Here is a 24,590-nt window from a genome sequence, read left to right on the forward strand (position 1 = left end):
TGACCGACCGCCTCAGGCGAACTGGGCGGCCAGGGCCGGGGCTTCGGCTTCAGCCTGCGCGATGTCGCTGGTCAGCAGGCGCTCCATCAACTCGCGCACACTGCGGATCTGCTGGCCAAAGGGCAGTGCGCCCACGCCGCGGAAAAACAGGCCCTTCTTCAGATCGCCGCGCAGGGCGGCCGCCAGCTGGTTGTCGATGCAGAACTGGCCCCAGTCCTTGAAGCCGTCGCGCAGGCCGCACTGGGCCAGACAGTCGAAGGCCTTGGTGCAGCGCGCCTTGGCATGGGCCACGGCCTGCAGCTTCTGCTCGGCCGCCAGATAGCTCTTCATCCACAGCGTCCTGACGGCGCGGGCCGGCAGGCCGGCCACGCTGGTGAAGGTCACCATGTCCTCGTCACGGGCCTCGGCCAGCACCCGCTTGAATTCGGGCGAGGCGTCGCATTCCTCGGTCACCGCGAAGGCCGTGCCCAACTGGGCGGCATCGGCCCCCAACGACTGCACGCGGGCGATGTCCGCATGGGTGCGGATGCCACCGGCGGCGATCAGCGGGATCTCCTTCTCGATGCCAGCCTTGCGCAGGAAGTCGCGCACCTCCGGCAGCACGCGCTCGAAGTCAAAGCGGGTGTCATCCAGGTCGGCGATCTTGGCCGCCCCCAGATGGCCGGCGGCCAGACGGGGGTGCTCAATGACGATGGCGTCGGGCAGGCGCTTCTTGCGCTCCCACTTCTTCACGATCAGCGCAACGCCGCGCGAATCGGACAGGATGGGCACGATCAGCGCATTGGGATGCTCGGCGGCCAGGTCCGGCAGGTCCAGCGGCAGGCCCGCACCCACCACCACCATGTCCGCCCCGCTCTCCAGCGAGGTCTTCACATGGGCGGCGTAGTCGCTGATGGCGCGCATGACATTGACGGCCAGCAGGCCCTTGCCGCCGGCGATGCCGCGCGCGGCATGGATCTCCCGCTTGAGTGCCTCGACATTGGCTGCGTTGATGCGGACCTTGGAGTCCTCGTCCATGCCGGGACGGGCGGAGAGGCCTTCGGTGGCCTCCATCAGGTCCGGATGATGGCGGCGCAGGTCCACCGAGCTGATGGTGCCCACGCCACCCTCGGCGGCCACGGTGCCGGCCAGGCGGTGGGCGCTGACCCCCACGCCCATGCCGCCCTGCACGATGGGCAGCAGCCAGCGTCCGGCCACCTGCAGCGGCTTGAGCCCGCTGCGCGAGAGCAGACCGGCCAACCCGGCGTCGACATGGGAGGTATCCACCGGGGTGACAGCAGCGTTCATCGAAAGGCCCACAGACTTGCAAGAAAAGGTGTCGGAGCGTAGCGCGCCCCGCCCTGCCGCGTCTTGAGCGGCATCAAGTCTTCAGAAGCCCTCCCGGGCGGACGCTCAGGGGTTCAACCGGGCCGCGTGGTGGCGCAGGTGGTCCTCGATGAAGCTGGCCACGAAGTAATACCCATGGTCATAGCCGGGCTGGCGACGCAGGGTCAGCGGCTGCCCCACGGCGGCGCAGGCAGCCTCGAAGACCTCGGGCAGCAGCTGCCCGTCGGCCAGGAATTTGTCACCCAGGCCCTGGTCGACCAGGAGACCACCCGGGTACGGAGCTCGGGGCTGGGCCGCCATCAGGGCGCTGGCGTCGTGCACGGCCCAGGTGCTTTCGTCCTGCCCGAAGTAGCCGGTGAAGGCCTTGTGCCCCCAGGGGCAGCGGCTGGGTGCGCAGATAGGCGCAAAGGCCGAGACGCTGGTGAACACACCCGGGTGGCGCAGCGCCAGGGTCAGCGCCCCGTGCCCACCCATGCTGTGGCCGAACAGGCCCTGGCGGTCAGTGGCCAGGCCGAAGGCGGCCTGCACCTCCGGCAGCAGTTCCTTCAGCAGGTAGCTCTCCATGCACCAGTGGCCGGACCAGGGCACCTGGGTGGCATCCAGGTAGAAGCCGGCGCCGACGCCGAAATCCCAGTGGTCGGCCTCGCCGCTCACCCCGGCGCCACGCGGGCTGGTGTCGGGGGTCAGCAGAGCCAGGCCCAGTTCGGCCGCCACCCGCTGGGCGCCGGCCTTGATGGCGAAGGTCTCCTCGGTGCAGGTCAGGCCGGCCAGCCAGGTCAGCAGCGGCACGGCCTGCCCGGCCAGGGCCTGGGGCGGCAGGTACAGGCCAAAGCGCATCGGCAGGCCGATCTCGCGCGAGGCGTGGTGGTAGAAGCGCTGCTCGCCGCCGAACGAGGCGTGCGCGCTGATCAGTTCCAGACGTTCGAATCCCATCTCAGGCACCTTGGTGTGTGCGTCCTTGTCCGGCCCCCGGCAAGGACATGCAGAACTCGCACTCTAGCGTGATGGCGATCCTGGCCACGCGGCGGACAACCTGAGATGGCGGCGCGGCAAGGTCAATGGAAGAACTTGGCCGCGCTCAGGAAGGTGCGATAGACACCCCAGGCCATCGGCAGCCCCACGGCCAGCCAGGCCAGGGCCACCACCACCGTGCTGCTGCGGTGGTAGGTGTGGCTGCCTTGCTCGTGCTGGGCCTCTTCCTGGTCGCGCTCGCGGGCCAGGCGCTTTTCCAGGGCCAGTTCCTCGTCGCTCATGAAGTGCTTGGGATCCACAGGTCGCACCAGCAGATTGCAGAGCAGACCCACGCCCAGCATACCCACCAGGATGTACATGGTCTGGTTGTAGACCTGGTCCGGCGGCAGGCCCAGGCCCAGTTGGTACTCGCGCATGTAGTTCACGACCACGGGCCCGATGATGCCGGCGGTGGCCCAGGCGGTGAGCAGGCGGCCGTGGATGGCGCCCACCATCTGGGTGCCGAACAGGTCGGCCAGGTAGGCCGGCACGGTGGCGAAACCGCCGCCGTACATGCTCAGGATGATGCAGAAGGCGCCCACGAACAGCAGCTTGCTGCCCATGCCGGCACTGGCCGGCACACTGGCGTACAGCACGCCGCCGAGCACGAAGAAGATGGTGTAGGTCAGCTTGCGGCCCAGGGCGTCCGACAGACTGGCCCAGAAGAAGCGGCCGGCGATGTTGAACAGGCTCAGCAGCGCGGTGAAGCCGGCGGCCACGCCCGCGATGGCGGTGAGCTGGGTCTTGTCGAGTTCACCGAACTTGGCCGGCACACCGATCAGGCTGCCGCCGAAGACCTCCTGCAGCATCGGGCTGGCCATGCCAATCACGCCGATGCCGGCCGAGACGTTCATGCACAGCACCATCCAGACCAGCCAGAACTGCGGGATGCCCCAGATCTTCTTCACGTGCACATGGCCGTGGGTGATCATGGCCTTGGCCTGCCCCTGCACGGGCGGTGTCCAACCCTCGGGCTTCCAGCCATGGGCCGGCACGCGGTAGCCGAAGGCCCCCAGCAACATGGCCACCAGATAGAGCAGGCCCATCGCGATAAAGGTCTCCCACACGCCGGCGCTGGTGGGCGTGGCAAAGGCCTTCATCAGTTCGGCGGCCAGGGGCGAGCCGATCATCGCGCCGCCGCCGAAGCCCATGATGGCCATGCCGGTGGCCATGCCCCGCTTGTCCGGGAACCACTTGATCAGCGTGCTGACCGGCGAGATGTAGCCCAGCCCCAGGCCGACGCCCCCGATGATCCCCGAGCCCAGCACCATCATCCAGAACTGGTGCTGGTGGACGCCCAGGGCCGAGAACAGCATGCCGCCGCCCCAGCAGACCGCCGCCACCACACCGGCCTTGCGGGGACCGGCATGTTCCAGCCAGCCGCCCCAGATGGCGGCCGACAGGCCCAGGAAGACGAAGAACAGGGTGTACATCCAGCCCAGCGTGGCGATGGGCCAGTCACAGCTCGTGGTGAACAGCTGCTGGAAGAAGCCCACGTCGGGGCCGCACTTCAGTGCTTCCTTGACGCCGATGGCCTTGGACAGCGGCAGCCAGAACACCGAGAAGCCATAGGCCATCCCGATGCACAGGTGGATGGCCAGGGCCGCGGGCGGCACCAGCCAGCGGTTGAAACCGGGAGACGCAACCGTGCGCTCCTTGGACAGCAACGACGGACGCGCAGCGCCCATCCCGGGCGCTGTGTCGCTCATGACATGAGACATGAAGGCTCCTCTTGTGGGTTGTGGGGCGTCTTGCCTTGCATGCACGTCCTCCCAACGGTCCGTACATGACACGCCCGGGGCGACTCTATGTGGCAAAGCGTGAGATCCGCAAGCAGTTCAATCGCAGCGTGGTAACAAGACGCAAGACGCACAATCGGCGGCATGGAGAACGTGGACTGTGTGGTGGTGGGGGCGGGCGTCGTGGGACTGGCCTGTGCCCGGGCCTTGGCCGAGGCTGGGCGGGAGGTACTGGTGCTGGAAGCGGAGTCGGCCGTCGGCACCGCCACCAGCGCCCGCAACAGCGAGGTCATTCACGCGGGGCTGTACTACCCGCCCGGCTCGCTCAAGGCCCGGCTATGCGTGCGCGGACGCGATCTGCTCTATGCCTACTGCGCGGCGCGCCATGTGGCGCACCGGCGCTGCGGCAAGCTGGTGGTGGCCAGCGCGCCCGACGAGGTGCCGGCCCTGCAGGCGCTGCGGGCCCGGGCCCGGGCCAACGGCGTGGACGACCTGCAGTGGCTGGATGCCGCGGCGGTGCAGGCCCTGGAGCCGGCGCTGGCGGCCCATGCCGCGCTGCAGTCGCCGAGCACCGGCATTGTCGACAGCCATGGCCTGATGCAGGCCCTGTGGGCCGATGCCGAGGCCGCGGGGGCCACCCTGGTGCTGCGCACCCCCCTGGCCCAGGCACACTGCAACAGTGACGGTCTGGTCCTGCGCACCGGCGGTGCCGACCCCATGTCCCTGCGGTGCCGGACGCTGGTCAACGCCGCCGGACTGCAAGCCTGCCAGGTGGCCGCGATGGTGCTCGGCCCCGACTCGCCCTGGGTGCCGCACCCGCACTACGCCAAGGGCGCCTACTTCAGCCTGGCGGGCCGGGCGCCCTTCTCCCACCTGGTCTACCCGGCCCCGTCCGACAGCGGCCACCTGGGTGTGCACCTCACGCTGGACCTGGGCGGCCAGGCTCGCTTCGGCCCGAGCTTCCGCTGGGTGGACGCGATCGACTACAGCGTCTCGCCGGAGGAAGCGGCCGGCTTTGAGGAGGCCATCCGCCACTACTGGCCCAGCCTGCCCGCGCACAGCCTGCAGCCGGCCTATGCCGGGGTGCGGCCCCGCATCAGCGGGCCCGATGCACCCGCCGCCGATTTCCACATCGACGGCCCGGCGCAACATGGCGTGGCCGGGCTGGTCAACCTGCTGGGCATCGAGTCCCCGGGGCTGACGGCGGCCCTGGCCATCGGCGAGACGGTGGCCAACCTGGCCGGAAGCACCGGTCCGGCCCAGGGTCTGTCGCCGACCTGACATGCACGGTGCCGAGAATCCGGCGCCATGCAGTACCCGACCGATCCGGGCCGCCGACGCTGGCTGCGTCGGTGGGCCCTGCCCGCTGGCTTGGCCCTGTCCCCTCCCGTCTTCGCCCAAGGCAAGGGCGACGGCGGGGGACGGACCGAAGCGCGCATGGTCCAGCTGCTGGACCTGTCGGTCGCGCAGCAGGAACTCTCGCGCGACTACTCCACCGGCGTGCGCCTGGCCTGGGCCGTGGAGGGGCAGAAGGGCCGCCCGCTGTCACGCATCAGCCTGGAGACCGTCAACACCGATGGCAGCGCGGCGGCCGTGAATGCGGCGCTGGACCGCATCGCCCAGGACGCCGGCATCCTCGCGCTGGTGGGCACGGTGGGAGATGCGCTGGCCGTGCGGGTGCAGGACGGCCTGGCCCAGCGCGGCCTGAAGCTGCCCCATCTGGGGCCCTGGATGGCCGACGGCCGCCACGACGGCGACGACACCCTGGCGCTGCTCTTCGCCTCGCGCAGCATGCAGCTGCGCAAGGCCCTGGGCAGCGCCTACGGCATGGGCGTGAACGAGCTGATCGTGGTCTACAGCACGCCGGAGGACCAGCGGCTCTACGACCCCGAGGTGAGCGCCATGGCCCAGTCCCTGGGCCTGAAGCTGCGTCGGCTGACCGGCAGCAGCGTGACCCAGCCGGCCGCGCTGGCCGCGCGCCTGCCGGCCGGCGGCACGATGATCCTGTTCCTGGCCACCAGCGCCGAGGTGGCCCAGTTCACCCAGGCCATGGCCCGGCGCGGCGACCACCGCTTCGTGCTGGCCTTGGGCGATGTGGACGCGCCCTCGCTGATGCAATTCACGCCGGGACGCGGCGTGCCGGTGATCCTGACCCAGGTGGTGCCCAGCCCGCTGCGCAGCCGCCTGTCGGTGGTGGAGACCTACCGCAGCCGCCTGAGCGAGCTCTACGACGAGCCCCCCTCCACCATCAGCCTGGCCGGCTACCTGGCCGGCCAGTACACGGCGGCGCTGGTGCGCGAGGCCGGCACGCCGCTGACGCGCGAGCGCCTGTTGGAGGGTGTGGCCAAACGCCGGCCGCTCACGCTGGGCGGATGGACGGTGGACTTCCGCGACGGCCGCCGCGGCAGCCAGTTCGTCAACCCGACCCTGCTCGATGCCAGCGGCCGGTTGATCGGCTGAGCGGGCTCAGTTCGACGCGGCGCTGGCCACTTCGGAGGCGGCCGGAGCCATGCTGGCCGCGTCGGAGGCGGCCGGCGCGCTCTCATGCACCTCGGCGCCGTGCTTCTCGCCCCCCATGTCGAGCTGGTTGCCACCCTTGGAGACGACCCACAGGGCCAGCGCGGCGAAGAGAACGAAGGCGAGGATCAGCTTCCACATGACAGGGGCTCCTTGAGGGTTGGAATGGTCATCCGGCCCGAAAAAGGGCCTCTCATAAAAAAGGCGGCCCGCAGGCCGCCTTGGTCGTGAGAGAACACCCTCGCGCTGGCGTCAGTCGCCGGCGTAGATGTCGATGTCCTTGGTTTCGCGCACGAACAGCATGCCGATGACGAAGGTGGCGCCGGCGATGATGATCGGATACCACAGGCCGTTGTACATGTTGCCGGTCTGCGCCACGATCGCGAACGAGGTGGTGGGCAGCAGGCCGCCGAACCAGCCGTTGCCGATGTGGTACGGCAGGCTCATCGAGGTGTAGCGGATGCGGGTCGGGAACATCTCGACCAGCATGGCCGCCAGCGGGCCGTAGGACATGGCCACGATGATCATCATGACCGCCAGGATCAGGACGATCTTGACCTTGTCCATCTTGGCCGGGTCGGCCTTGGTCGGGTAGCCATGGGCCTTCAGGGCTTCGCCCACGGCCTTCTTGAAATCGGCTTCCTTCTTCTTGGCCTCGTCGGCCGGCAGACCGAGGGCGGAGAAGCTCTCGATCACGGTGTCGCCGATGGCGATCTTGGCCGCGCCGCCGCCGTCCACGGAGTCATAGCTCACCGAGCTGCTGGCCAGCATCTGCTTGGCGATGTCGCAGGAGGAGGTGAACTTCTTGGTGCCGGTGGGGTTGAACTGGAACGAGCACTCGTTCGGGTCCGCCGTCACCACCACCTTGGCGTTGGCCTGCGCCGCAGCCAGATCCGGGTTGGCGGCCACGGTCAGCGCCTTGAAGCCCGGCATGAAGCACAGGGCGCCCAGCAGCAGGCCGGCCATGATCACCGGCTTGCGGCCGATCTTGTCGGACAGCGTGCCCCAGATCACATAGAACGGCGTGCCGATCAGCAGGGCCACCGCCAGCAAGATGTTGGCGGTCGCGCCATCCACCTTCAGGGCCTGGGTCAGGAAGAACAGGGCGTAGAACTGACCGGTGTACCAGCACACGGCCTGACCTGCGACCAGACCCAGCAGCGCCAGGATCACGATCTTCAGGTTCTTCCACTGGCCGAAGGACTCGGTCAGCGGGGCCTTGGAGGTCTTGCCCTCGGACTTCATCTTCTTGAAGGCGGGCGATTCGTTCATCGACAGACGGATCCACACGCTGATGCCCAGCAGGAAGACCGAGACGATGAACGGGATGCGCCAGCCCCAGGCGCCGAAGGCTTCTTCGCCCAGGCTCAGACGGGTGCCCAGGATCACCAGCAGCGACAGGAACAAGCCCAGGGTCGCGGTGGTCTGGATCCAGGAGGTGTAGGCACCGCGCTTGCCGTGCGGGGCGTGCTCGGCCACGTAGGTGGCGGCACCGCCGTACTCACCGCCCAGCGCCAGACCTTGCAACAGGCGCAGTGCGATCAGGATGACCGGAGCGGCCACGCCGATGGAGGCGTAGTTGGGCAGGATGCCGACGATGAAGGTCGACAGGCCCATGATCAGGATGGTGACCAGGAAGGTGTACTTGCGGCCGATCATGTCGCCCAGGCGGCCGAACACCAGCGCGCCGAAGGGGCGCACCAGGAAGCCCGCGGCAAAGGCCAGCAGCGCAAAGATGAAGGCCGACCCCGAATCGAGCCCGGAGAAGAACTGCTTGGCGATGATGGCCGCCAGCGAACCGTACAGATAGAAGTCGTACCACTCGAACACCGTGCCCAGCGAAGAGGCGAAGATCACCTTCTTCTCTTCCCGGGTCATCGGTGCGTTCGACACCGCGACAGTAGCCATGTTTCGTCTCCTCGAATCCACCGTGCACCACCCCATCGGCAGCGCGTGGAGCGGACTATTCGAGGAGGCTCTGACCCCTCTCTGACGGCGAACTGAACGGATCCTGACAAACTCCGTTGCAACCCTGACGACCCGTTGCGCGATGCGGTAAATCGCCGTTTATCCCTGGGTAAGTCCCAGGGCGTGGTCGGGTCCTCACAAACCCTGAGCTGGAGCCTGCGCCCGACCCGCTTGCGAGATCGCGGCCTCGCCCACCCAGCGGGCGCCATCGGCGGGCCGGTGCAGCAGCGGTGCGCGGCCCACGCCCAGCTGGCGCGAGCGCTCGCACAGCGCCGCCCATTCCTGGCGCACCGCCGGGCTGTCAGGATCGCGGGTCGGGGTCAGCACCTGAGCCAGGCGTTCGACCGCCGGCAGGGCCGCACGGCCGGCGGCCGGTGCGTCCTGCCAGACGGCGCACAGCACCTGCTCGGCCAGCCAGCGGTTGGGCAGGGCCCCGGGTTCGCCGCAGGCCAGCGCGTGGCGCCACAGGGGCGCCAGGGCCTGGTCCGGCTCGCCGGCCGGGCAGATCTCGACCCAGCCGTGCTGGCCGACCAGCAGTTCGGGCAAGCGCTGGAAGCAAGGCCAGGCCTCGGGCGAGGCCAGGTCCAGGTGCAGCACCCAGTGCTTCATGCCGCGCCGTCCGGCAGGAACAGCGAAGGATCGCCGCCGGCCTCGGCGCAGCGACCAGGCAGCAGGGCCCAGACTGCGCGCTTGTGTGCGTCGTCGGCCGTCGACCAGCCCGCGATCTCGTCGAGGGTGCGCCAGCAACCGGCACACCAGCCGGTGCGCGGGTCGATCTGGCAGATGCCGATGCAAGGCGAAGGCACGGAGGTCGCCGCCGGCACAGGCGGTGGCGGGCAGGGGCGCATGCTCATCCCTGCTGCATCACATCGACGACCGGCGCCTGGGTCAGGCGCTGGAGTTCGTCCGGGCGGGCCGGGAAGACGCCGTGCGGGTGCCCGGCGGCGGCCCACACGGTGTCGAAGCGGAAGAGCTCGCGGTCCAGCAGCGTGACCGGCGGCGTGGCGTGCCCCACCGGCGACACACCGCCAATGGAGAAGCCTGTGCGGGCCTTGACGAAGGCAGCGTCGGCCCGGCCGATGGGGCCGACGATGGCCGCCACCTTGCGCTCGTCCACCCGCAGGTCGCCGGAGGCCACAACCAGCACCGCCACGTCGTCGGCCTTGCGGCGGAAGATCACGCTCTTGGCGATCTGGCCGGTGGACACGCCCAGGGCCTCGGCGGCCTCCTGGCAGGTGCGGGCCGGCACGGTCAGCCAGCGGGGCGCGGCGCCGTGGCCCTGTTCGGCCAGCACCCGGCGCACCAGAGCATAGCCCTCGTGCGGGACATCATCGGGGGCCTCGTCGGCCAGGGGAGCTGTGGTGGACATGGCTCGGTCGGCCGCGCCCGGCGCGGCAGCAGCAGATCAGGACCCTCGGATTGTCTCGCAGCGACCCTGCCCCCAGCGGCCGGCGGGGCTCCGTGCCCGCCTCAGTACGGCCCCTGGCCCAGCCAGCGCTCCATCTGCAGCTTGCGGTCATTGCCCCAGAAGGGCTCGCCGTCGATCACGAAGAAGGGTGCACCGAAGACGCCGGCAGCGATGGCCTGCTCGTTGGCCTGGCGCAGCCGGTCCTTCCAGACCGGGTCGTTCCAGGCCGCCTCGGCGGCCTCGGCGTCCACGCCCGATTCGACCAGCAGGGCCTTGAGCGCGGCGGGATCGCTCAGCACGATGTCGCGGGTGAAGAAGGCCCGGAAGGCGCTGCGGGTCCAGGCTGCGGCAGCCTCGGCCCCCTGGGTCTCCTGCAGCCACCAGAACACCCGGGCGGCGTTCTGGGTGGGAATGGGGAAGGTCGAGGGCATGCGGTAGGGCAGGCCTTCGAACCGGGCCGAGCGGGCGAAGTCGCGCAGCGCATAGTCCCGCTTGATCGGGTGGGACACCGGACTCTTGAGCTCGGCGGCCTGGAAGGCCACACCCAGCAGGATGGCCCGGCGCCGCACGACGCGCCCATGGCGCGCGGCCAGCGCGTCAATCCACTCGTTGGCGATGTACGAATACGGCGACGAGAAGTCGAAGTAGAAGTCGATCGGGGTACGGCTCTCGGTGTTCATTGTTCAAAGATACGCCAAAGCGCGCCGCCCTGCCCTCCCCGGGCTGCGGGAGGGGTCCGCCCGGATTGACCGCGGTCACGCGGTGGGCCCGCGCGGGGGCTAGGATGCCGGCCATGGCACTCGAAGCGGTCATGGTCGTGGGCGTGATGGCATTGGCATTGCTGCTGAGGCCTTGGCGCGCGCTGCCGCTGGCCGGCCCGCCCTGGCCCTGGCTGGGCTGGTGTGCGGTCATGCCCCTGCTCTGGGGCGCGGACCAGGTGTCCCATGTGCCGCTGCTGCAGCCGCTGTCCGGCGCCTGCCTGCTGGCCCTGATGGCGGGCTGGCCGCTGGCCATGCTGTCGCTGCTGCCGGTGGCGCTGCTGACCACCGTGCTGGGCGACCTGGACTGGGCCGTGGGCCTGTCGCGCCTGGTCTGGCTGGGCATCGTGCCGGCCAGCCTGGCCTTCGGCCTGGGTCTGGCGGTGCGGCGCTGGCTACCCCACCACCTCTTCGTCTACATCCTGGGCCGGGGCTTCTTCGCCTCCGTGCTGGCGATGTGGCTCTCCGGCGCCCTGGCCCTGTGGGTGCAGGGCGTGCCCAGCGGCAGCGAGGCGGGCGACATCCTGATCGGCCGCTGGCTGGCGGCCTGGGGCGATGCCTTCCTGACCGGCATGCTGGTGTCGATCTTTGTGGCTTTCCGCCCGCAATGGCTGGCCACCTACTCCGACCGCCTGTACCTGCCTGCGCGCTGACGGGCTCGCGCCGGCCAAGCCGCCACCTCGCCGGGCACGAAGAACTCATTGACCAGCAGTGACTGGCCCTGGCGCTCGAAGCAGGACCAGCGCCGCCACACGCCCCGCCCCGGGAAGGGCTGGCCGGTGGCCTGCTGCCAGGTGCGTGCCACCCAGCGCGCCAACGGATGCGCCGGCGGCAGCCAGGCCTGCCACAGCGGCGAGCGGTCCACATCGGCGCGGGTGAACAGCAGCTCGGCCAGCGGGCGACTGCCCAGGCCGCCCAGCGCCCGCCAGGGCCCGCGGGCCACCGCGGCCCTTACCACCGAATGGGCCAGCACCATCGGCCGGCCATCGCCCACCAGCAGCACGGTGCGGCCCAGCACCGCCGTGCCCGGGCGCAGGCCCAGCGGCCAGGCGTCTTCCGCCCGGGCTGGCTCGCGGGCCTGGCCCAGCACCTGCACCGTCAGCGGTGCGCGGGCCCGGCGCAGGTGCATGGTCAGCGAGCCTTCGGCCCGCAGCCAGCGCAGGGCCTGGCCCGTCACGGGGCGCTGGCGCCCCACACGATCACGGTTCAGACCAGCGCCCTTCCGATCAGGATCTTCTGCACTTCCGAGGTGCCTTCGTAGATCTGGCAGACCCGCACGTCGCGGTAGAGCCGCTCCACCGGGAAGTCGGTGACATAGCCGTAGCCGCCGTGCACCTGGATGGCGGCGGAGCAGACGCGCTCGGCCATCTCGCTGGCGAAGAGCTTGGCCATGGCCGCCTCCTTCAGGCAGGGCCGGCCGGCGTCCTTCAGGCTGGCGGCATGCCAGATCAGCTGGCGCGCAGCCTCGATCTGGGTGGCCATGTCGGCCAGCTTGTGCTGCAGGGCCTGGTGTTCGAAGATGGGCACGCCGAAGGCCACCCGCTCCTTGCTGTACTTCAGCGCCGCCTCGAAGGCCGCGCGGGCCATGCCGATGCACTGGCTGGCGATGCCGATGCGCCCGCCCTCCAGGCCCGACAGGGCGATCTTCAGCCCCTGCCCCTCCTCGCCCAGCCGGTTGGCCACCGGCACGCGGCAGCCTTCGAACAGGATCTGCGCGGTGTCCGAGCTGTGCTGGCCCATCTTGTCCTCCAGCCGCGCGACGATGTAGCCCGGCGTGTCGGTGGGCACCAGGAAGGCGCTGATGCCCTTCTTGCCCGCGGCCTTGTCGGTCACGGCCATCACGATGGCGACCTGGCCGTTCTTCCCGCTGGTGATGAACTGCTTGACGCCATTGAGCACGTAGTGGTCGCCGTCGCGCACGGCGGTGGTCTTCAGCCCGCCCGCCTCCGAGCCCACATGCGGCTCGGTCAGGCAGAAGGCGCCCAGCATGTCGCCGCGCGCCAGGGGCTTGAGGAAGCGCTGTTTCTGGTCCTCGTTGCCGCAGGCCATCAGGATGGAGCAGACCGGGCAGTTGTTGACGCTGACCACGGTGGAGGTGCCGCCGTCACCGGCGGCAATCTCCTCCAGGATCAGCGACAGGGCCAGGTAATCCAGCCCGGCACCGTCGTACTCGGGCGGCACGGCCACGCCGTAGCAGCCCAGTTCGGCCAGGCCCTTGAGCTCCGCCGCGGGAAAGTGGTGTTCCTTGTCCCAGCGCGCGGCCTGGGGCGCGATGCGGTCCTGCACATAGGCCCGCACCGCGTCCTGCACGGCGCGGTGGTCGTCGTCGAGCAACATGTCTCTTGTCTCCGGAAATCGTTCTGGGAACGACGGATCACCAGTCCAGGGGCCGGCCGTCGTGGTTCAGGAAGTGGCCGTGGTCGGCCGGGGTCAGGGCCGCCAGCGTGGCCCGCAGGTCGGCGGCGCTGCGCGCCACGTCCAGATCGGCATCGGCGCCGCCCATGTCGGTGCGCACCCAGCCCGGGTGCAGGGCCACGCACAGGGCCCGCCCGGCCAGGGCCAGCGACAGGTCCTTGACCACCGAGTTGAGCGCCGCCTTGGAGGCCCGGTACAACCAGCCCGTGGGGCTGCTGCGCCGGCCAATGGACCCCATGCGCGAGGACAGCAGGCCCACCCGCGCCTGGGGCGCCAGCGCGTCCAGCAACTGGGGCAGCACCTGCATGGCGCCCAGCACATTGGTGTGCATCACCCGGTCGAAATCCGCCAGCGTGGGCGGCTGCAGGCCGGTGGTGGACGGGCCGTAGACACCGGCACAGAACCAGACGGTGTCGAAGGACTCGCCATCGATCTGCCAGGCCAGGCCGGACACGCTGACCGGGCTGGCCACGTCGAGCTTGAGCGCCCGTGCGCCCAGGGCCCGCAGACGCGCCAGACCGGCGTCATCCCGGGCGGTGGCCAGCACCGCGCGGCCCTCGGCCCGGTGCTGGCGCACCAGCTCCAGGCCGATGCCGCGTGAGGCCCCGATGACCAGCACGGACGGACTCACGCGGGCACCTCCGCCCGCGACAGGCGCAGGGCCAAGCCCAGGAACAGCAGGCCGCCCGCGGCATTCAGCCCACGGCCCAGGCGGGCCGAGCCGCCCACCGCGCGGTGCAGTCGCTGCGTCAGCCACACCACGGCCGCCAGGAACAGCGTGCCCTGCAGCACGAACCAGGCGCCCAGCAGCAGAAAGCTCAGGGTCTTGTGCGGAGCCTGCGGGGCGATGAACTGCGGCAGGAAGGCCAGGAAGAACAAGGCCACCTTGGGGTTGAGCACATTGGTGAGCAGGCCCTGGCGGAACACCTGCACCCCGGTGCGCGCGACCGCCGGAGTGTCGGTGGCCGCGGCCACCGGCGCCGGCCGCGCGGCCTGGCGCAGCATGCCCAGGCCCAGCCAGACCAGATAGGCCGCACCGGCCCACTTCAGCCCGGTGAAGGCCCAGGCGGACACGGCCAGCAAGGCGGCCAGGCCGAAGGCCGCCAGCAGCGCATGCACCACGCAGCCGGCGCCGACCCCCAGCGCTGCCGCCAGCCCCTGACGCCAGCCGCCCGCCAGCGTGCGGCTCACCGTGTACAACAGATCGACCCCGGGCGTGGCGTTGAGCACCAGCACGGCCAGCGCGAACAGCGCTGGCTGGTGCAAACCCAGTTCACCCAGGGTCGGCATGGGCTCAGATCAGTTCCAGGCCCAGGGCGGTGGCTTCGCCGCCGCCGATGCACAGCGCCGCGACGCCGCGCTTCTTGCCCTGCTTGCGCAGCGCACCCAGCAGGGTCACGACGATGCGAGCACCGGAGGCACCGATCGGGTGGCCCAGGGCACAGGCGCCGCCGTTCACGTTGACGATCTCGTGGGGCAGCTTGAACTCGGCCATCGCGGCCATGGTCACGGCGGCGAAGGCTTCGTTGACTTCCCACAGGTCCACCTGGTTGGCGGTCCAGCCGGACTTGTCCAGCACCTTCTGGATGGCGCCCACCGGGGCGGTGGTGAACCATTCCGGCGCCTGGGCGTGCACAGCGTGGGCGGTGATGCGGGCCAGCGGGGTCAGGCCCATCTGGGCGGCGGTGGATTCACGCACCAGCACCAGTGCAGCGGCGCCGTCGGAGATGCTCGACGAGGTGGCGGCGGTGATGCGGCCTTCCTTCGTGAAGGCGGGCTTCAGGCTGGGGATCTTCTCGGGCTTGGCCTTGTAGGGCGATTCATCCTTGCTGAGCACCGTGTCGCCGGCCTTGCCGGCCAGCGTCACCGGGGCGATTTCCCAGTCGAAGCTGCCGTTCTCGTTGGCGGCCTTGGCGCGGGCCAGCGAGGTCACCGCGAACTGGTCCATGGCCTCGCGGCTGAAGTCGTACTTGCTCACGCACTGCTCGGCAAACACGCCCATGGCCTTGCCACGCTGGTAGGCGTCTTCCAGGCCGTCCATGGCCATGTGGTCGTACAGGGTGGCGGCGCCGTACTTCACGCCCTTGCGCGCGAACATCAGGTGCGGGGCGTTGGTCATGCTTTCCATGCCACCGGCCACCATCACGTTGGCCGAACCGGCGGCCAGCATGTCGTGGGCGAACATCATGGCGCGCATGCCCGAGCCGCACATCTTGCTCAGGGTGACGGCGCCGGTGCTGTCGGGCAGGCCGGCCTTGCGCATGGCCTGACGGGCCGGGGCCTGGCCCTGGCCGGCCATCAGGCAGTTGCCCATCAGGACCTCGTCCACGGCGTCGCCCGGCACGCCGGCGCGCTCGACGGCAGCCTTGATCGCCACCGCGCCCAGTTCCCAGGCAGCAAGGGAAGAAAAGTCTCCAAGCAAGGCGCCGATGGGGGTGCGGGCGGCGCTTGCGATGACGATGGATTCGGCCATATGAGTCTCCTAGGGTTGCCGTGAATCAGTGTCCGCCAATGGCGGCCAGGCGGCGCCTCACGGCAAAGCGCCGGCCTGGGTCGTAAGGGAAAACGTCCTGCACATCGCCCGCCTTGATGCGGGCCTGGTGGCCCTGCCAGAAGGCGGCATCCAACAGGTCTGCATGATGCGCCATGAACACCTGGCGCACCGCCTGGTTGCCCAGCAGGAAGGGCCCGAAGGTCTCCGGGAAGACATCCTTGGGGCCCACCGAGTACCAGATCTCGCCGGACATCTCTTCCTCCTCGGTGCGCGGGGGCGGCACGCGGCGGAAGTTGCAGTCGGTGATGTACTCGATCTCGTCGTAGTCGTAGAACACGACCTTGCCCTGGCGGGTCACGCCGAAGTTCTTCCACAGCATGTCGCCGGGGAAGATATTGGCGGCCACCAGGTCCTTGATCGCGTTGCCGTACTCCACCACGGCCTCCTCCAGCTGCGTGGGCGTGGCCTCCTGCAGGTAGAGGTTCAGCGGGATCATGCGGCGCTCGATGTAGACGTGCTTGAGGATCAGCTCGGTGTGCCCGTCGCCGTCGCGGTCGGAGATCTCCAGCTGGCTGGGTGCGAAGCGGCGGATCTCCTCCACCAGCTCGTCCTCGAATCGCTCCAGGGGGAAAGCCACCTCGGAGAACTCCAGCGTGTCGGCCATGCGGCCCACCCGGTCGTGCTGCTTGACCAGCAGGTACTTGCCCTTGATCTGCTCGCGCGTGGTGTCCTTCTGCGGCGGGTAGTAGTCCTTGATCAGCTTGAAGACGAAGGGGAAGCTGGGCAGGTCGAACACCAGCATCACCATGCCCTTGATACCGGGGGCGATGCGGAAGTGGTCGCTGGAATGACGCAGGTGGTAGAGGAAGTCGCGGTAGAAGATGTTCTTGCCCTGCTTGTGCAGGCCCAGGGCGTTGTAGAGCTCCCAGCGCGGCTTGCGCGGCATCATCGAGCGCAGGAACTGCACGAAGGCGCTGGGGATCTCCATGTCCACCATGAAGTAGGCCCGTGCGAAGCTGAACAACATCTGCAGGTCGTCCTCGCCGATCAGCGCGGTGTCGATCACCAGCGCATCGCCCGCCTCGTTGTGGAGGATGGGCAGCGAGAAGGGCAGTTCGCGGTAGCCATTGACCACCTTGCCGATGACGTAGGCCCCCTTGTTGCGGAAGAACAGGGAGCTCAACACCTGGATCTGGAAGTTCGCGCGGGGGCGGAAGTCGCCCAGCTCGGTGCGCAGCGCCGCCACCACGTCCGCCACATCCCGGTCCAGGTCTTCGAAGGGACGCTGCAGCTGGAAGTTGTGGACGATGCGCAGGAAGGCATCGTGCAGGGATTCCGGCGAGGGGTAGTAGACCCGGTAGGTCGGCGTGGCGGCCGGCTCGTCGTTCTCGATGTACTCGGTGGAGACCGCCGGCCGCACGAAGATGAAATCGTTGTGGAAGTAGCTGCGGTGCAGGATGTGGGTGGTGACCGAGTTGAAGAAGGTCTCCGCCAGTTCCGGCTGGTGGTGGTCGATCAACAGGCCGATGTAGTGCAGCTTGGCCTGGTGCCAGACCTCCATCGACAAGCTGCCAGCGCCGAACTCGGTCTGCAGCCGCTCCACCGCCTCGCCCACCCGCAGATCGTAGAAGACGATGCGGTCCCGCTGGGCCCGCTGCTGGCCCAGCCAGTCGGCCTGCTCAAAGCGCTGCTGCGCCTGCGCACTGCTTTCCCGGAACAGCCGGTAATGCTTGTTGAAGCCGTCCAGCAGGGCCCTCGCCATCTCGAAGGCCTGCTGGTCGTTCAGCTGGGTCGGGAACGTCGGCACGGTCTCGGTCTTTCCAGGGGAAACAGCTCAGTGGGCCACGCCGGTGCCCAACTCCGCCAGGTAGCGCGACTTCACTGCCGCCAGGGCCTTGTCGTAGGCGGGCATCACCTCCGCGGCACAGGTCGCGGTGATGTTGAGGTCGTTGATGATCCCATTGTGCAGGCCATACACCCAGCCATGGATCACCACCGGCTGACCGCGGGTCCAGGCATCCTGGACGAAGGTGGTGTCGCAGACATGACGCACCTGCTCCAGCACGTTGAGCTCGCACAGCGCCTCAACCTGGCGCTCCATCGACAGCTGCGACAGAAAGGCCTGGTGGCGGTCGCGCACATCGCGCACATGGCTCAGCCAGTTGTCGACCAGCCCCACGCGCAGCTTGTAGACGGCTGCGCGCACGCCGCCGCAGTTGGAGTGGCCCACCACCATGATGTGCTGCACCTTGAGCGCATCCACCGCGAACTGGATCACCGACAGCGCATTGAGGTCGGACTGGGCCACCACATTGGCCACGTTGCGGTGCACGAACAGCTCGCCGGGCAGCAGGCCGACCAACTCATTGGCCGGCACGCGGCTGTCCGCGCAGCCGATCCACAGGTACTGCGGCGTCTGCTGCTTGAGCAGGCGGGTGAAGAAGCCGGGCGACTGGGCCTCGGTGGCCTCGGCCCATTCACGGTTCTTCTGGAAGAGTTCGTCCAGTTGGAAATTCATGGTGTTTTGCTGCAGTGCATCAACTGACTGTCAGTGTAATCAGCCACGCTTGCCCAGGCTGACAGGGTTCTCGCGGATCAGGCTCCGGCACCCCCGACCCCGTTCACCGACTTTTCCAGGAGTTGACGGCATTTGTGCTCATGTTCATCAATCTCCTCCAAAGTCACGCGGATGTCCTCCAGCTGTTGCTCCAGCTGCCGACGGTGGGCTCGCAACACCTGGATGAAGGCCTCCAGCTGCGGACGGGTGTCGGTACCCGTCTCGTACATGTCCACCAGCTGCTTGATGTCCTGCAGCGGCAGACCCAGCCGCTTGCCACGCAGGGTCAGCTTCAGGCGGGTGCGATCCCGGTGGCTGTAGATGCGATGGCGCCCTTCACGGCGCGGCTGCAGCAGGCCCAGGTCTTCGTAGAAGCGGATCGCCCGCGGCGTGATCTCGAACTCCTGCGCCAGCTCGGTGATGGTGTAGCTCACCGGCGCAGGACGCGGCTCGCCTTCGGGGACGAGCTGCGCAGCAGGGATCGGTCGGGGCAAAGAGGACATGGCGGAGAACCGGCAGAAATGACGTTTACGTCAACGTCAATTTCAAGTCTACGTGAAGACACCCCGCCTTGCCCAGAGGCCCGCACCCCAGACATCCTGGCCGCAGGGGCCGTCAGCGTGTGCACGCTCTGGGTGACCGTGTCGGCGGCCGGCCTGTCGGCAACTCGCCCGCACAGCCGCTGATGCGGCTGATGCGCGCGCGAGGCAAAAAAAAGCCAGCCGGGTTGCCCTGGCTGGCTGAGCTGTGTGACCTTCCCTGAATTGCCTTCAGTCACGTGTTGACAGCAATGCGGTCAGTGTGCCGCTTGACGTGCATCCAGCCTATCCCCTGTCAGGGTGATCGAACTCCACAATCTTGAGGATCGCCCATCAGGAAAAACTCAATCGAACAGGGGCAGAACCGGTGACTTGAGCGCCGCCCGCCGGGCGTCCAGATCGGGGATCACCGAGCGCACCACGTCCCAGAAGGCCGGGCTGTGGTTCATCTCCCGCAGGTGGGCCAGCTCGTGCGCCACGACGTAGTCGATCACCGCCGGGCCGAAATGAATGAGCCGCCAGTTCAGGCGGACCGAGCCGTCGGCCGACGCACTGCCCCAGCGGGTCTGCGCGGCGCTCAGGCGCAGGCGGCGCAACGTGACCCCCAGGCGCTCGGCGAAATGGGCACAGCGCCCTTCGAAGTGCCGCAGAGCCTCCTGCTGCAGCCAGGACTGCACCGTGTCGCGGATCTGGCTGACCGCGGCGGCCGGCGCCAGGCCGATCCGCAGCTCACGCTGGCCCTCCGGCGTCAGCACCAGCTGGGTTCCCACAGCCCGCGGGTCGAGCCGCAGCATCAGGGGCTCGCCGAGGAAAGGCAGGTTCGCACCGTCGCGCCACTCGATCCGGGATGCCTCCAGATGGCGGCGACGGTCACGCTGCTCGCCCAGCTTGCGCAGGATCCAGGCCGACTTGGCGCGCAGGGCCTGGTCGATGTCGCCCTGCCCCACCCAGCGTGGAGCGCTGACGGACAGGCCGTCGGGGCTGACCACGAAACCGATGGATTTGCGCCGGGCGCGGCGCAGCTGGTAGGCCACCCGGCAGTCGCCGAACTGGATCTCACGATCGGCCAGCGGATGGGCATGGACCACGGTGGCCACCGGCGGCGCGGGACGCGCGGGCGCCGGACTGCCGGCCACGGGCGCAGGCCGCAGCATCTGGCCCAGCGACGGGAATGCCGCGTCGATCACATCGAACAAGGACATCTGTTCCGGCTGGGCGGCATCACGACGGGCGGCCATGGGCGGCGATTCTAGGGCGCCCGTCCCCGCCTGTCAGGCGCCGGCTGCGTAGGCTTCGGGGTCGAGCCGGTGCATCTCGGTCTCGATCCAGTCCTCGACCTGGCGCATCAACTCCTCCGGGGCCCGGCCCTCGGAGGCGATGGGCTGGCCGATGGAGATCGTGACCAGGCCGGGGCGCAGCAGGAAGCTGCGGCGGGGCCAGCAGCGGGCCGAGTTCACCGCGATCGGCACGATGGGCACGCCTGCGGCAATCGCCAGCCGCGACGCGCCGGTCTTGTAGCTACCGCGCTCGCCGCGGGCAATGCGGGTGCCCTCGGGGAACATGATGACCCAGTTGCCCTGGCCCATGATGCGTCGGCCCTGCGCGGCCACTTTGTTCCAGGCCTCGGTGCGGCGCGAACGGTCGATGTGGATCATGTCCAACCGGGCCATGGACCACCCGAAGAAGGGGATCCACAGCAACTCGCGCTTGAAGACGTAGCACAGCGGGTGCGGCATCAGCGCCGGGTAGGCAAAGGTTTCCCAGGTGGACTGGTGCTTGGAGGCCAGCAGCACCGCCGCCTGCCCATCGGCCGCGGAAGGCACGTTCTCCATGCCGGTGACGCGCCATCGCACGCCGCAGATCAGGCGCGCACCCCACAGGGCTACGCGCAGCCAGCCCGCGCAGATCCAGTACAGCGCGTTGCCACGCAGCACGATGGACACCAGCACCACGAAGGAACCCCAGGGGATGACGGTGATGGCCATCCAGAGAAAGAACAGGGTCGAACGCAGGACCCATCCCAGACGTTGCATGAAAAACCTCAGTGGCCTTGAGAGTCGCTCGGGGCGGGCTTGGGCGCCGCGTCGCGCTGGAGCAGGTATCGGGCAAAGGCGGCCAGGTCCTCATGGACCAGGGTGCCAGGAACGGACTGCACCCACTGACGGCGCTCGTCCTCGGTGACCTCGGCCGCGCGGCCGGTCTTGATCAGGTGCGGCGGGCAGCCGGCCGCCTGGGCGGCCTGCAGGTCGCGCAGGGTGTCAGCCACCATGGGCACCTGCTTCAGGTCCACGCCGTAGCGCCGGGCAATGTCGAACATCATGCCCGGCTGGGGCTTGCGGCAGTCGCAGGCCTCTTCCGGCGCATGGGGGCAGAAGAACACCGCGTCGATGCGGCCGCCCTTGGCGGCCAGCATCTTCATCAGCCGCAGGTGCACCGCGTTGACCGAGGCCATGTCCACCAGACCGCGGCCGATGCCGCCCTGGTTGGTGGCCAGCACCACATGCCAGCCGGCATGGTTGAGCTGGGCCACGGCCTCCAGCGCGCCGGGAATGGGCTCGAGCTCCTCGGGTTCCTTGACGTGGTCCTCGCGGAAATGATTGAGGATGCCGTCGCGGCCGATGATCATGAGCTTGGGCGCGGTGACCGGCATGGGCTCAGCTCGCCAGGCGGGACAGGTCGGCCACGCGATTCATCGCCCCATGCAGGCCGTTGAGCAGGGCCAGCCGGTTGGCACGCAGGGCCGCGTCCTCGGCATTGACCATCACGTCCTCGAAGAAGGCGTCCACCGGCGCCTTCAGGGCCGCCAGGGCCTGCAGCGAGCCGGTGTAGTCGTGGGCCGCGAAGCGGGCGTCCGCCTGGGGAGCGACTTCGGCCAGCGCGGCGGCCAGGACCTGTTCGGCGGGCTCGCGCAGCAGGGCGCTGTCGATGGCCGTGGGCAGTTCGCCCTCGACCTTCTTCAGGATGTTGGACACGCGCTTGTTGGCCGCCGCCAGCGAGGCGGCCTCGGGCAGCGCAGCGAAGGCACGCACCGCCTCCAGGCGGCGCGGCACCTCGCCCAGGCGGGCCGGGGCCAGCGCCAGCACCGCGTCCACTTCCTGGGCGCTGTAGCCCTGCTCGCGCAGGGACACCGCCAGGCGGTCGGTGAAGAAGCCCAGCAGGGCCTCGGCCGGGTTCTGGATCAGCTCACCGAACACCGGCACGGCCGCGGCCACCAGGGCCGGCAGGTCCAGCGGCAGGTGCTTCTCGACCAGCAGGCGGATCACGCCCAGCGCGTGGCGGCGCAGCGCGAAGGGATCCTTGTCGCCGGTGGGCAGTTGGCCGATGCCAAACAGGCCCACCAGGGTCTCCAGCTTGTCGGCCAGCGCCAGCACGGTGCCGGTGTGGTTGCGCGGCAGCGCGTCGCCGGCAAAGCGGGGCTTGTAGTGGTCCTCGATGGCGATGGCCACGCCGTCGCGCAGGCCTTCGGAGCGGGCGTAGTAGCCGCCCATGATGCCCTGCAGCTCGGGGAACTCGCCCACCATGTCGGTCAGCAGGTCGGTCTTGGCCAGCAGCGCGGCCTCCTGGGCCTTGCTGTCGAGCACGTCGAACTCGTCCTTGGCCTCCACCGTGAAGGGCACGGTGGCCATGCGCAGCTGGTTGACGATGGCGTGGGCGATCTGGCGCACCCGCTCGGCGCGCTCGCCCTGGGTGCCCAGCTTGCCGTGGTAAACCACCTTGGCCAGGCCTGGCACGCGGCTGGCCAGGGTCTTCTTGCGGTCCTGGTCGAAGAAGAACTTGGCGTCGGCCAAGCGCGGGCGCACCACGCGCTCATTGCCGCCGATCACGGCGCTGGGATCGGCCGGGTGGATGTTGCTGACGATCAGGAACTTGTGGGTCAGCTTGCCGTGGCTGTCCAGCAGCGGGAAGTACTTCTGGTTGGCCTTCATCGTCAGGATGAGGCACTCCTGCGGCACAGCCAGGAATTCCGGCTCGAACTGGCAGGTCAGCACATGGGGCTTCTCGACCAGACCGGTGACCTCGTCGAGCAGGGCCTCGTCCTCGATGGGCTGCAGGCCCTCCTTCGCCGCGGCGGCCTGCAGCTGACGCATGATCTCGGCGCGACGTTCGTCAAAGCTGGCGATGACCGCACCCTGCTCGCGCAGCTGGCGCGCATAGCTCTCGGCATCGTCCACCGTGACCACCGGCGTGGTGGCCTCGAAGCGGTGGCCCTGCGTCTCGCGGCCGGCGCTCAGCCCCAGGGCCTGCACATGGACCACATGCTCGCCGTGCAGCGCCAGCAGGCGGTGGGCCGGGCGCACGAACTTCACGTCGCTCCAGCCGTCGCCCAGCTGGTAGGTCATGACCTTGGGAATGGGCAGCTTGGCGATGGCCTCGTCCAGGGCCTTCTGCAGGCCCTCGGGCAGCAGCACGCCGGGCACCAGACTGTCGAGGAACAGGGCCTCGGCCTTGCCATCGGGCTGGCGCTTGAGCTGCGGCAGCACGGAGGCATCGGCACCGACGGCGGCCAGCTTCTTGAGCAGCGCGGGGGTGGGCTGGCCATCGGCCGTCAGGGCCACGGCCACCGGCATCAGCTTCTGCTGCACCGCGCGGTCGGCGGCCTTGGACAGCACGCCACTCACGGCCACGCCCAGGCGGCGCGGCGAGGCGAAAGGCGTCACGGTCGCATCGACTGGCGCCAGGCCCTGGGCCTGCAGGCTGGTGGCCAGGGTGCCGGCAAAGGATTCGCCCAGCTTCTTCAGCGCCTTGGGCGGCAGTTCTTCGACGAACAGTTCAACGAGGAGGGTCTGTGCGGTCATGGTGTTCAGGCCCCCTTCTTGGCGGCAGCCAGGGCGGCCTTCTCGGCCTTGTCTGCGATCTGGGCGGTGACTTCGTCGGCCCAGGCCTTGGGGGCCATCGGGAAGCCCAGCCGGGCCCGGCTGTCCAGGTAGCTCTGGGCCACCGCGCGCGCCAGGTTGCGGATGCGGCCGATGTAGGCGGCCCGCTCGGTCACGCTGATGGCGCCGCGCGCATCCAGCAGGTTGAAGGTGTGGGCCGCCTTGAGCACCTGCTCGTAGGCCGGCAGGGCCAGCTGGGCGGCGGTGAGCTGCTGGGCATTGCCCTCGTGCGCGCCGAAGGCCTGCAGCAGGAACTCGACGTTGCTGTGTTCGAAGTTGTAGGTCGACTGCTCAATCTCGTTCTGCAGGAAGACGTCGCCGTAGGTCAGCCGGCCCCCAGACCCGCCGCTGCGCGCCGGGTTGCCCCCCGAGGGGGTCTCGCGGGCTTGGGAGCGGCCCGGCGCCTGCTCGGGCCCATCGGTGTAGACCAGGTCGTAGACGTTCTCCACGCCCTGCAGGTACATGGCCAGGCGTTCCAGACCGTAGGTGATCTCGCCGGTGATGGGCTTGCAGTCGATACCGCCGACCTGCTGGAAGTAGGTGAACTGGGTCACCTCCATGCCGTTGAGCCAGACCTCCCAGCCCAGGCCCCAGGCGCCCAGCGTCGGGTTCTCCCAGTCGTCCTCGACGAAGCGCACGTCGTTCTTCTTCAGGTCGAAGCCCAGGGCCTCCAGGCTGCCCAGGTAGAGCTCCAGGATGTTGGCCGGCGCCGGCTTCAGGACCACCTGGAACTGGTAGTAGTGCTGCAGGCGGTTGGGGTTCTGGCCGTAGCGGCCGTCCTTGGGGCGGCGGCTGGGCTGCACATAGGCGGCCTTCCAGGGCTCCGGCCCGATGGCGCGCAGGAAGGTGGCGGTGTGGCTGGTGCCGGCACCCACCTCCATGTCGTAGGGCTGCAGCAGGGCGCAGCCCTGGCTGCCCCAGTAGTCCTGCAGGCGGAGAATCAGTTGCTGGAAGGTGAGCATCACGTCAGGCCGGTCGTTGCGC

Annotated in this window: 25 protein-coding genes; 3 read left to right on the forward strand and 22 right to left on the reverse strand. The window is 69.2% G+C overall.

The features are described from left to right. Positions 1-12: 12 nt before the first annotated feature. The 3 genes from M0L44_RS11940 to M0L44_RS11950 all read right to left on the reverse strand — a co-directional run bounded on the left by M0L44_RS11940 (position 13) and on the right by M0L44_RS11950 (position 4,058). Positions 13-1,287 carry an NAD(P)H-dependent flavin oxidoreductase gene (locus M0L44_RS11940; protein ID WP_252769925.1) on the reverse strand — a complete coding sequence of 425 codons (1,275 nt, stop codon included), beginning with the start codon at positions 1,285-1,287 and terminating at the stop codon, positions 13-15. Positions 1,288-1,392: 105 nt separating this feature from the next. After that, complete coding sequence (gene fghA, locus M0L44_RS11945) at positions 1,393-2,259, reverse strand: S-formylglutathione hydrolase (RefSeq protein WP_290429053.1); 867 nt, start codon at positions 2,257-2,259, stop codon at positions 1,393-1,395. Positions 2,260-2,381: 122 nt separating this feature from the next. Further along, a complete protein-coding gene (locus tag M0L44_RS11950) occupies positions 2,382-4,058 on the reverse strand; it encodes an OFA family MFS transporter (RefSeq protein WP_435526414.1) in 1,677 nt (558 codons plus the stop codon). A 162-nt stretch (positions 4,059-4,220) separates the two neighbouring features. On the opposite strand from M0L44_RS11950, the gene M0L44_RS11955 reads away from it, so the two are divergent. Next, complete coding sequence (locus M0L44_RS11955; RefSeq protein ID WP_252769926.1) at positions 4,221-5,357, forward strand: NAD(P)/FAD-dependent oxidoreductase; 1,137 nt, start codon at positions 4,221-4,223, stop codon at positions 5,355-5,357. Positions 5,358-5,384: 27 nt separating this feature from the next. After that, entirely contained in the window at positions 5,385-6,536 is a 1,152-nt protein-coding gene (locus tag M0L44_RS11960) for an ABC transporter substrate-binding protein (RefSeq protein WP_252769927.1), read from the forward strand. Positions 6,537-6,542: 6 nt separating this feature from the next. Here M0L44_RS11960 and M0L44_RS11965 read toward each other — a convergent pair whose 3' ends face one another. The 6 genes from M0L44_RS11965 to M0L44_RS11990 all read right to left on the reverse strand — a co-directional run bounded on the left by M0L44_RS11965 (position 6,543) and on the right by M0L44_RS11990 (position 10,649). Continuing rightward, positions 6,543-6,734 carry a hypothetical protein gene (locus tag M0L44_RS11965; RefSeq protein ID WP_252769928.1) on the reverse strand — a complete coding sequence of 64 codons (192 nt, stop codon included), beginning with the start codon at positions 6,732-6,734 and terminating at the stop codon, positions 6,543-6,545. Positions 6,735-6,845: 111 nt separating this feature from the next. Next, entirely contained in the window at positions 6,846-8,501 is a 1,656-nt protein-coding gene (locus M0L44_RS11970) for an MFS transporter (RefSeq protein ID WP_252769929.1), read from the reverse strand. Positions 8,502-8,696: 195 nt separating this feature from the next. Beyond that, positions 8,697-9,170 (reverse strand): hypothetical protein, encoded by a 474-nt coding sequence (locus tag M0L44_RS11975; protein WP_252769930.1) that lies wholly within the window; start codon positions 9,168-9,170, stop codon positions 8,697-8,699. After that, positions 9,167-9,367: a DUF1289 domain-containing protein gene (locus tag M0L44_RS11980; protein WP_435526415.1), complete on the reverse strand. Its 201-nt coding sequence runs from the start codon at positions 9,365-9,367 to the stop codon at positions 9,167-9,169. Before M0L44_RS11980 ends, M0L44_RS11975 begins: the two co-directional genes overlap by 4 nt. Before the next feature lie 44 nt (positions 9,368-9,411). Beyond that, positions 9,412-9,930, reverse strand: a complete 519-nt coding sequence (locus M0L44_RS11985) for a YbaK/EbsC family protein (RefSeq protein ID WP_151123865.1) — start codon at positions 9,928-9,930, stop codon at positions 9,412-9,414. Between the two features lie 101 nt (positions 9,931-10,031). Then, positions 10,032-10,649 carry a 2-hydroxychromene-2-carboxylate isomerase gene (locus M0L44_RS11990; protein ID WP_252769931.1) on the reverse strand — a complete coding sequence of 206 codons (618 nt, stop codon included), beginning with the start codon at positions 10,647-10,649 and terminating at the stop codon, positions 10,032-10,034. A 113-nt stretch (positions 10,650-10,762) separates the two neighbouring features. Here M0L44_RS11990 and M0L44_RS11995 point away from each other — a divergent pair, with 113 nt between their 5' ends. Next, positions 10,763-11,380, forward strand: a complete 618-nt coding sequence (locus M0L44_RS11995; protein WP_252769932.1) for a hypothetical protein — start codon at positions 10,763-10,765, stop codon at positions 11,378-11,380. Here M0L44_RS11995 and M0L44_RS12000 read toward each other — a convergent pair. The 13 genes from M0L44_RS12000 to glyQ all read right to left on the reverse strand — a co-directional run bounded on the left by M0L44_RS12000 (position 11,347) and on the right by glyQ (position 24,568). After that, positions 11,347-11,904, reverse strand: a complete 558-nt coding sequence (locus M0L44_RS12000; RefSeq protein ID WP_252769933.1) for a chorismate--pyruvate lyase family protein — start codon at positions 11,902-11,904, stop codon at positions 11,347-11,349. The two genes, M0L44_RS11995 and M0L44_RS12000, sit on opposite strands and share 34 nt — an antisense overlap. Positions 11,905-11,933: 29 nt before the next feature. Continuing rightward, positions 11,934-13,064: an acyl-CoA dehydrogenase family protein gene (locus M0L44_RS12005; protein ID WP_252769934.1), complete on the reverse strand. Its 1,131-nt coding sequence runs from the start codon at positions 13,062-13,064 to the stop codon at positions 11,934-11,936. Positions 13,065-13,101: 37 nt separating this feature from the next. Then, on the reverse strand, positions 13,102-13,773 hold the full coding sequence (locus tag M0L44_RS12010) for an SDR family oxidoreductase (RefSeq protein ID WP_252769935.1): 672 nt from the start codon (positions 13,771-13,773) through the stop codon (positions 13,102-13,104). After that, complete coding sequence (locus M0L44_RS12015; protein ID WP_252769936.1) at positions 13,770-14,432, reverse strand: LysE family translocator; 663 nt, start codon at positions 14,430-14,432, stop codon at positions 13,770-13,772. Before M0L44_RS12015 ends, M0L44_RS12010 begins: the two co-directional genes overlap by 4 nt. Before the next feature lie 4 nt (positions 14,433-14,436). Beyond that, on the reverse strand, positions 14,437-15,615 hold the full coding sequence (locus tag M0L44_RS12020) for an acetyl-CoA C-acyltransferase (RefSeq protein ID WP_252769937.1): 1,179 nt from the start codon (positions 15,613-15,615) through the stop codon (positions 14,437-14,439). Between the two features lie 25 nt (positions 15,616-15,640). Then, positions 15,641-17,443 carry a bifunctional isocitrate dehydrogenase kinase/phosphatase gene (gene aceK, locus M0L44_RS12025; RefSeq protein ID WP_354004125.1) on the reverse strand — a complete coding sequence of 601 codons (1,803 nt, stop codon included), beginning with the start codon at positions 17,441-17,443 and terminating at the stop codon, positions 15,641-15,643. Positions 17,444-17,470: 27 nt separating this feature from the next. Next, positions 17,471-18,154 carry a carbonate dehydratase gene (gene can / locus M0L44_RS12030; protein ID WP_252769938.1) on the reverse strand — a complete coding sequence of 228 codons (684 nt, stop codon included), beginning with the start codon at positions 18,152-18,154 and terminating at the stop codon, positions 17,471-17,473. Positions 18,155-18,231: 77 nt separating this feature from the next. Next, complete coding sequence (locus M0L44_RS12035) at positions 18,232-18,696, reverse strand: MerR family transcriptional regulator (protein WP_252769939.1); 465 nt, start codon at positions 18,694-18,696, stop codon at positions 18,232-18,234. A gap of 380 nt (positions 18,697-19,076) precedes the next feature. Then, positions 19,077-19,970, reverse strand: coding sequence for a M48 family metallopeptidase (locus M0L44_RS12040; protein ID WP_252769940.1), 894 nt, complete (start codon positions 19,968-19,970; stop codon positions 19,077-19,079). A gap of 33 nt (positions 19,971-20,003) precedes the next feature. After that, positions 20,004-20,765 (reverse strand): lysophospholipid acyltransferase family protein, encoded by a 762-nt coding sequence (locus M0L44_RS12045; protein WP_252769941.1) that lies wholly within the window; start codon positions 20,763-20,765, stop codon positions 20,004-20,006. A gap of 8 nt (positions 20,766-20,773) precedes the next feature. Continuing rightward, positions 20,774-21,382 carry a D-glycero-beta-D-manno-heptose 1,7-bisphosphate 7-phosphatase gene (gene gmhB, locus M0L44_RS12050; protein ID WP_252769942.1) on the reverse strand — a complete coding sequence of 203 codons (609 nt, stop codon included), beginning with the start codon at positions 21,380-21,382 and terminating at the stop codon, positions 20,774-20,776. Between the two features lie 4 nt (positions 21,383-21,386). Continuing rightward, positions 21,387-23,528, reverse strand: coding sequence for a glycine--tRNA ligase subunit beta (gene glyS, locus M0L44_RS12055; protein WP_252769943.1), 2,142 nt, complete (start codon positions 23,526-23,528; stop codon positions 21,387-21,389). Between the two features lie 5 nt (positions 23,529-23,533). Further along, the gene (gene glyQ, locus M0L44_RS12060; RefSeq protein ID WP_252769944.1) at positions 23,534-24,568 is read right to left on the reverse strand and encodes a glycine--tRNA ligase subunit alpha; all 1,035 of its coding nucleotides are present in this window, start codon (positions 24,566-24,568) and stop codon (positions 23,534-23,536) included. Between the last annotated feature and the right edge of the window lie 22 nt (positions 24,569-24,590).

The sequence above is a fragment of the Ideonella oryzae genome (genome assembly GCF_024055665.1).
GTDB classification, from domain to species: domain Bacteria; phylum Pseudomonadota; class Gammaproteobacteria; order Burkholderiales; family Burkholderiaceae_C; genus Ideonella; species Ideonella oryzae.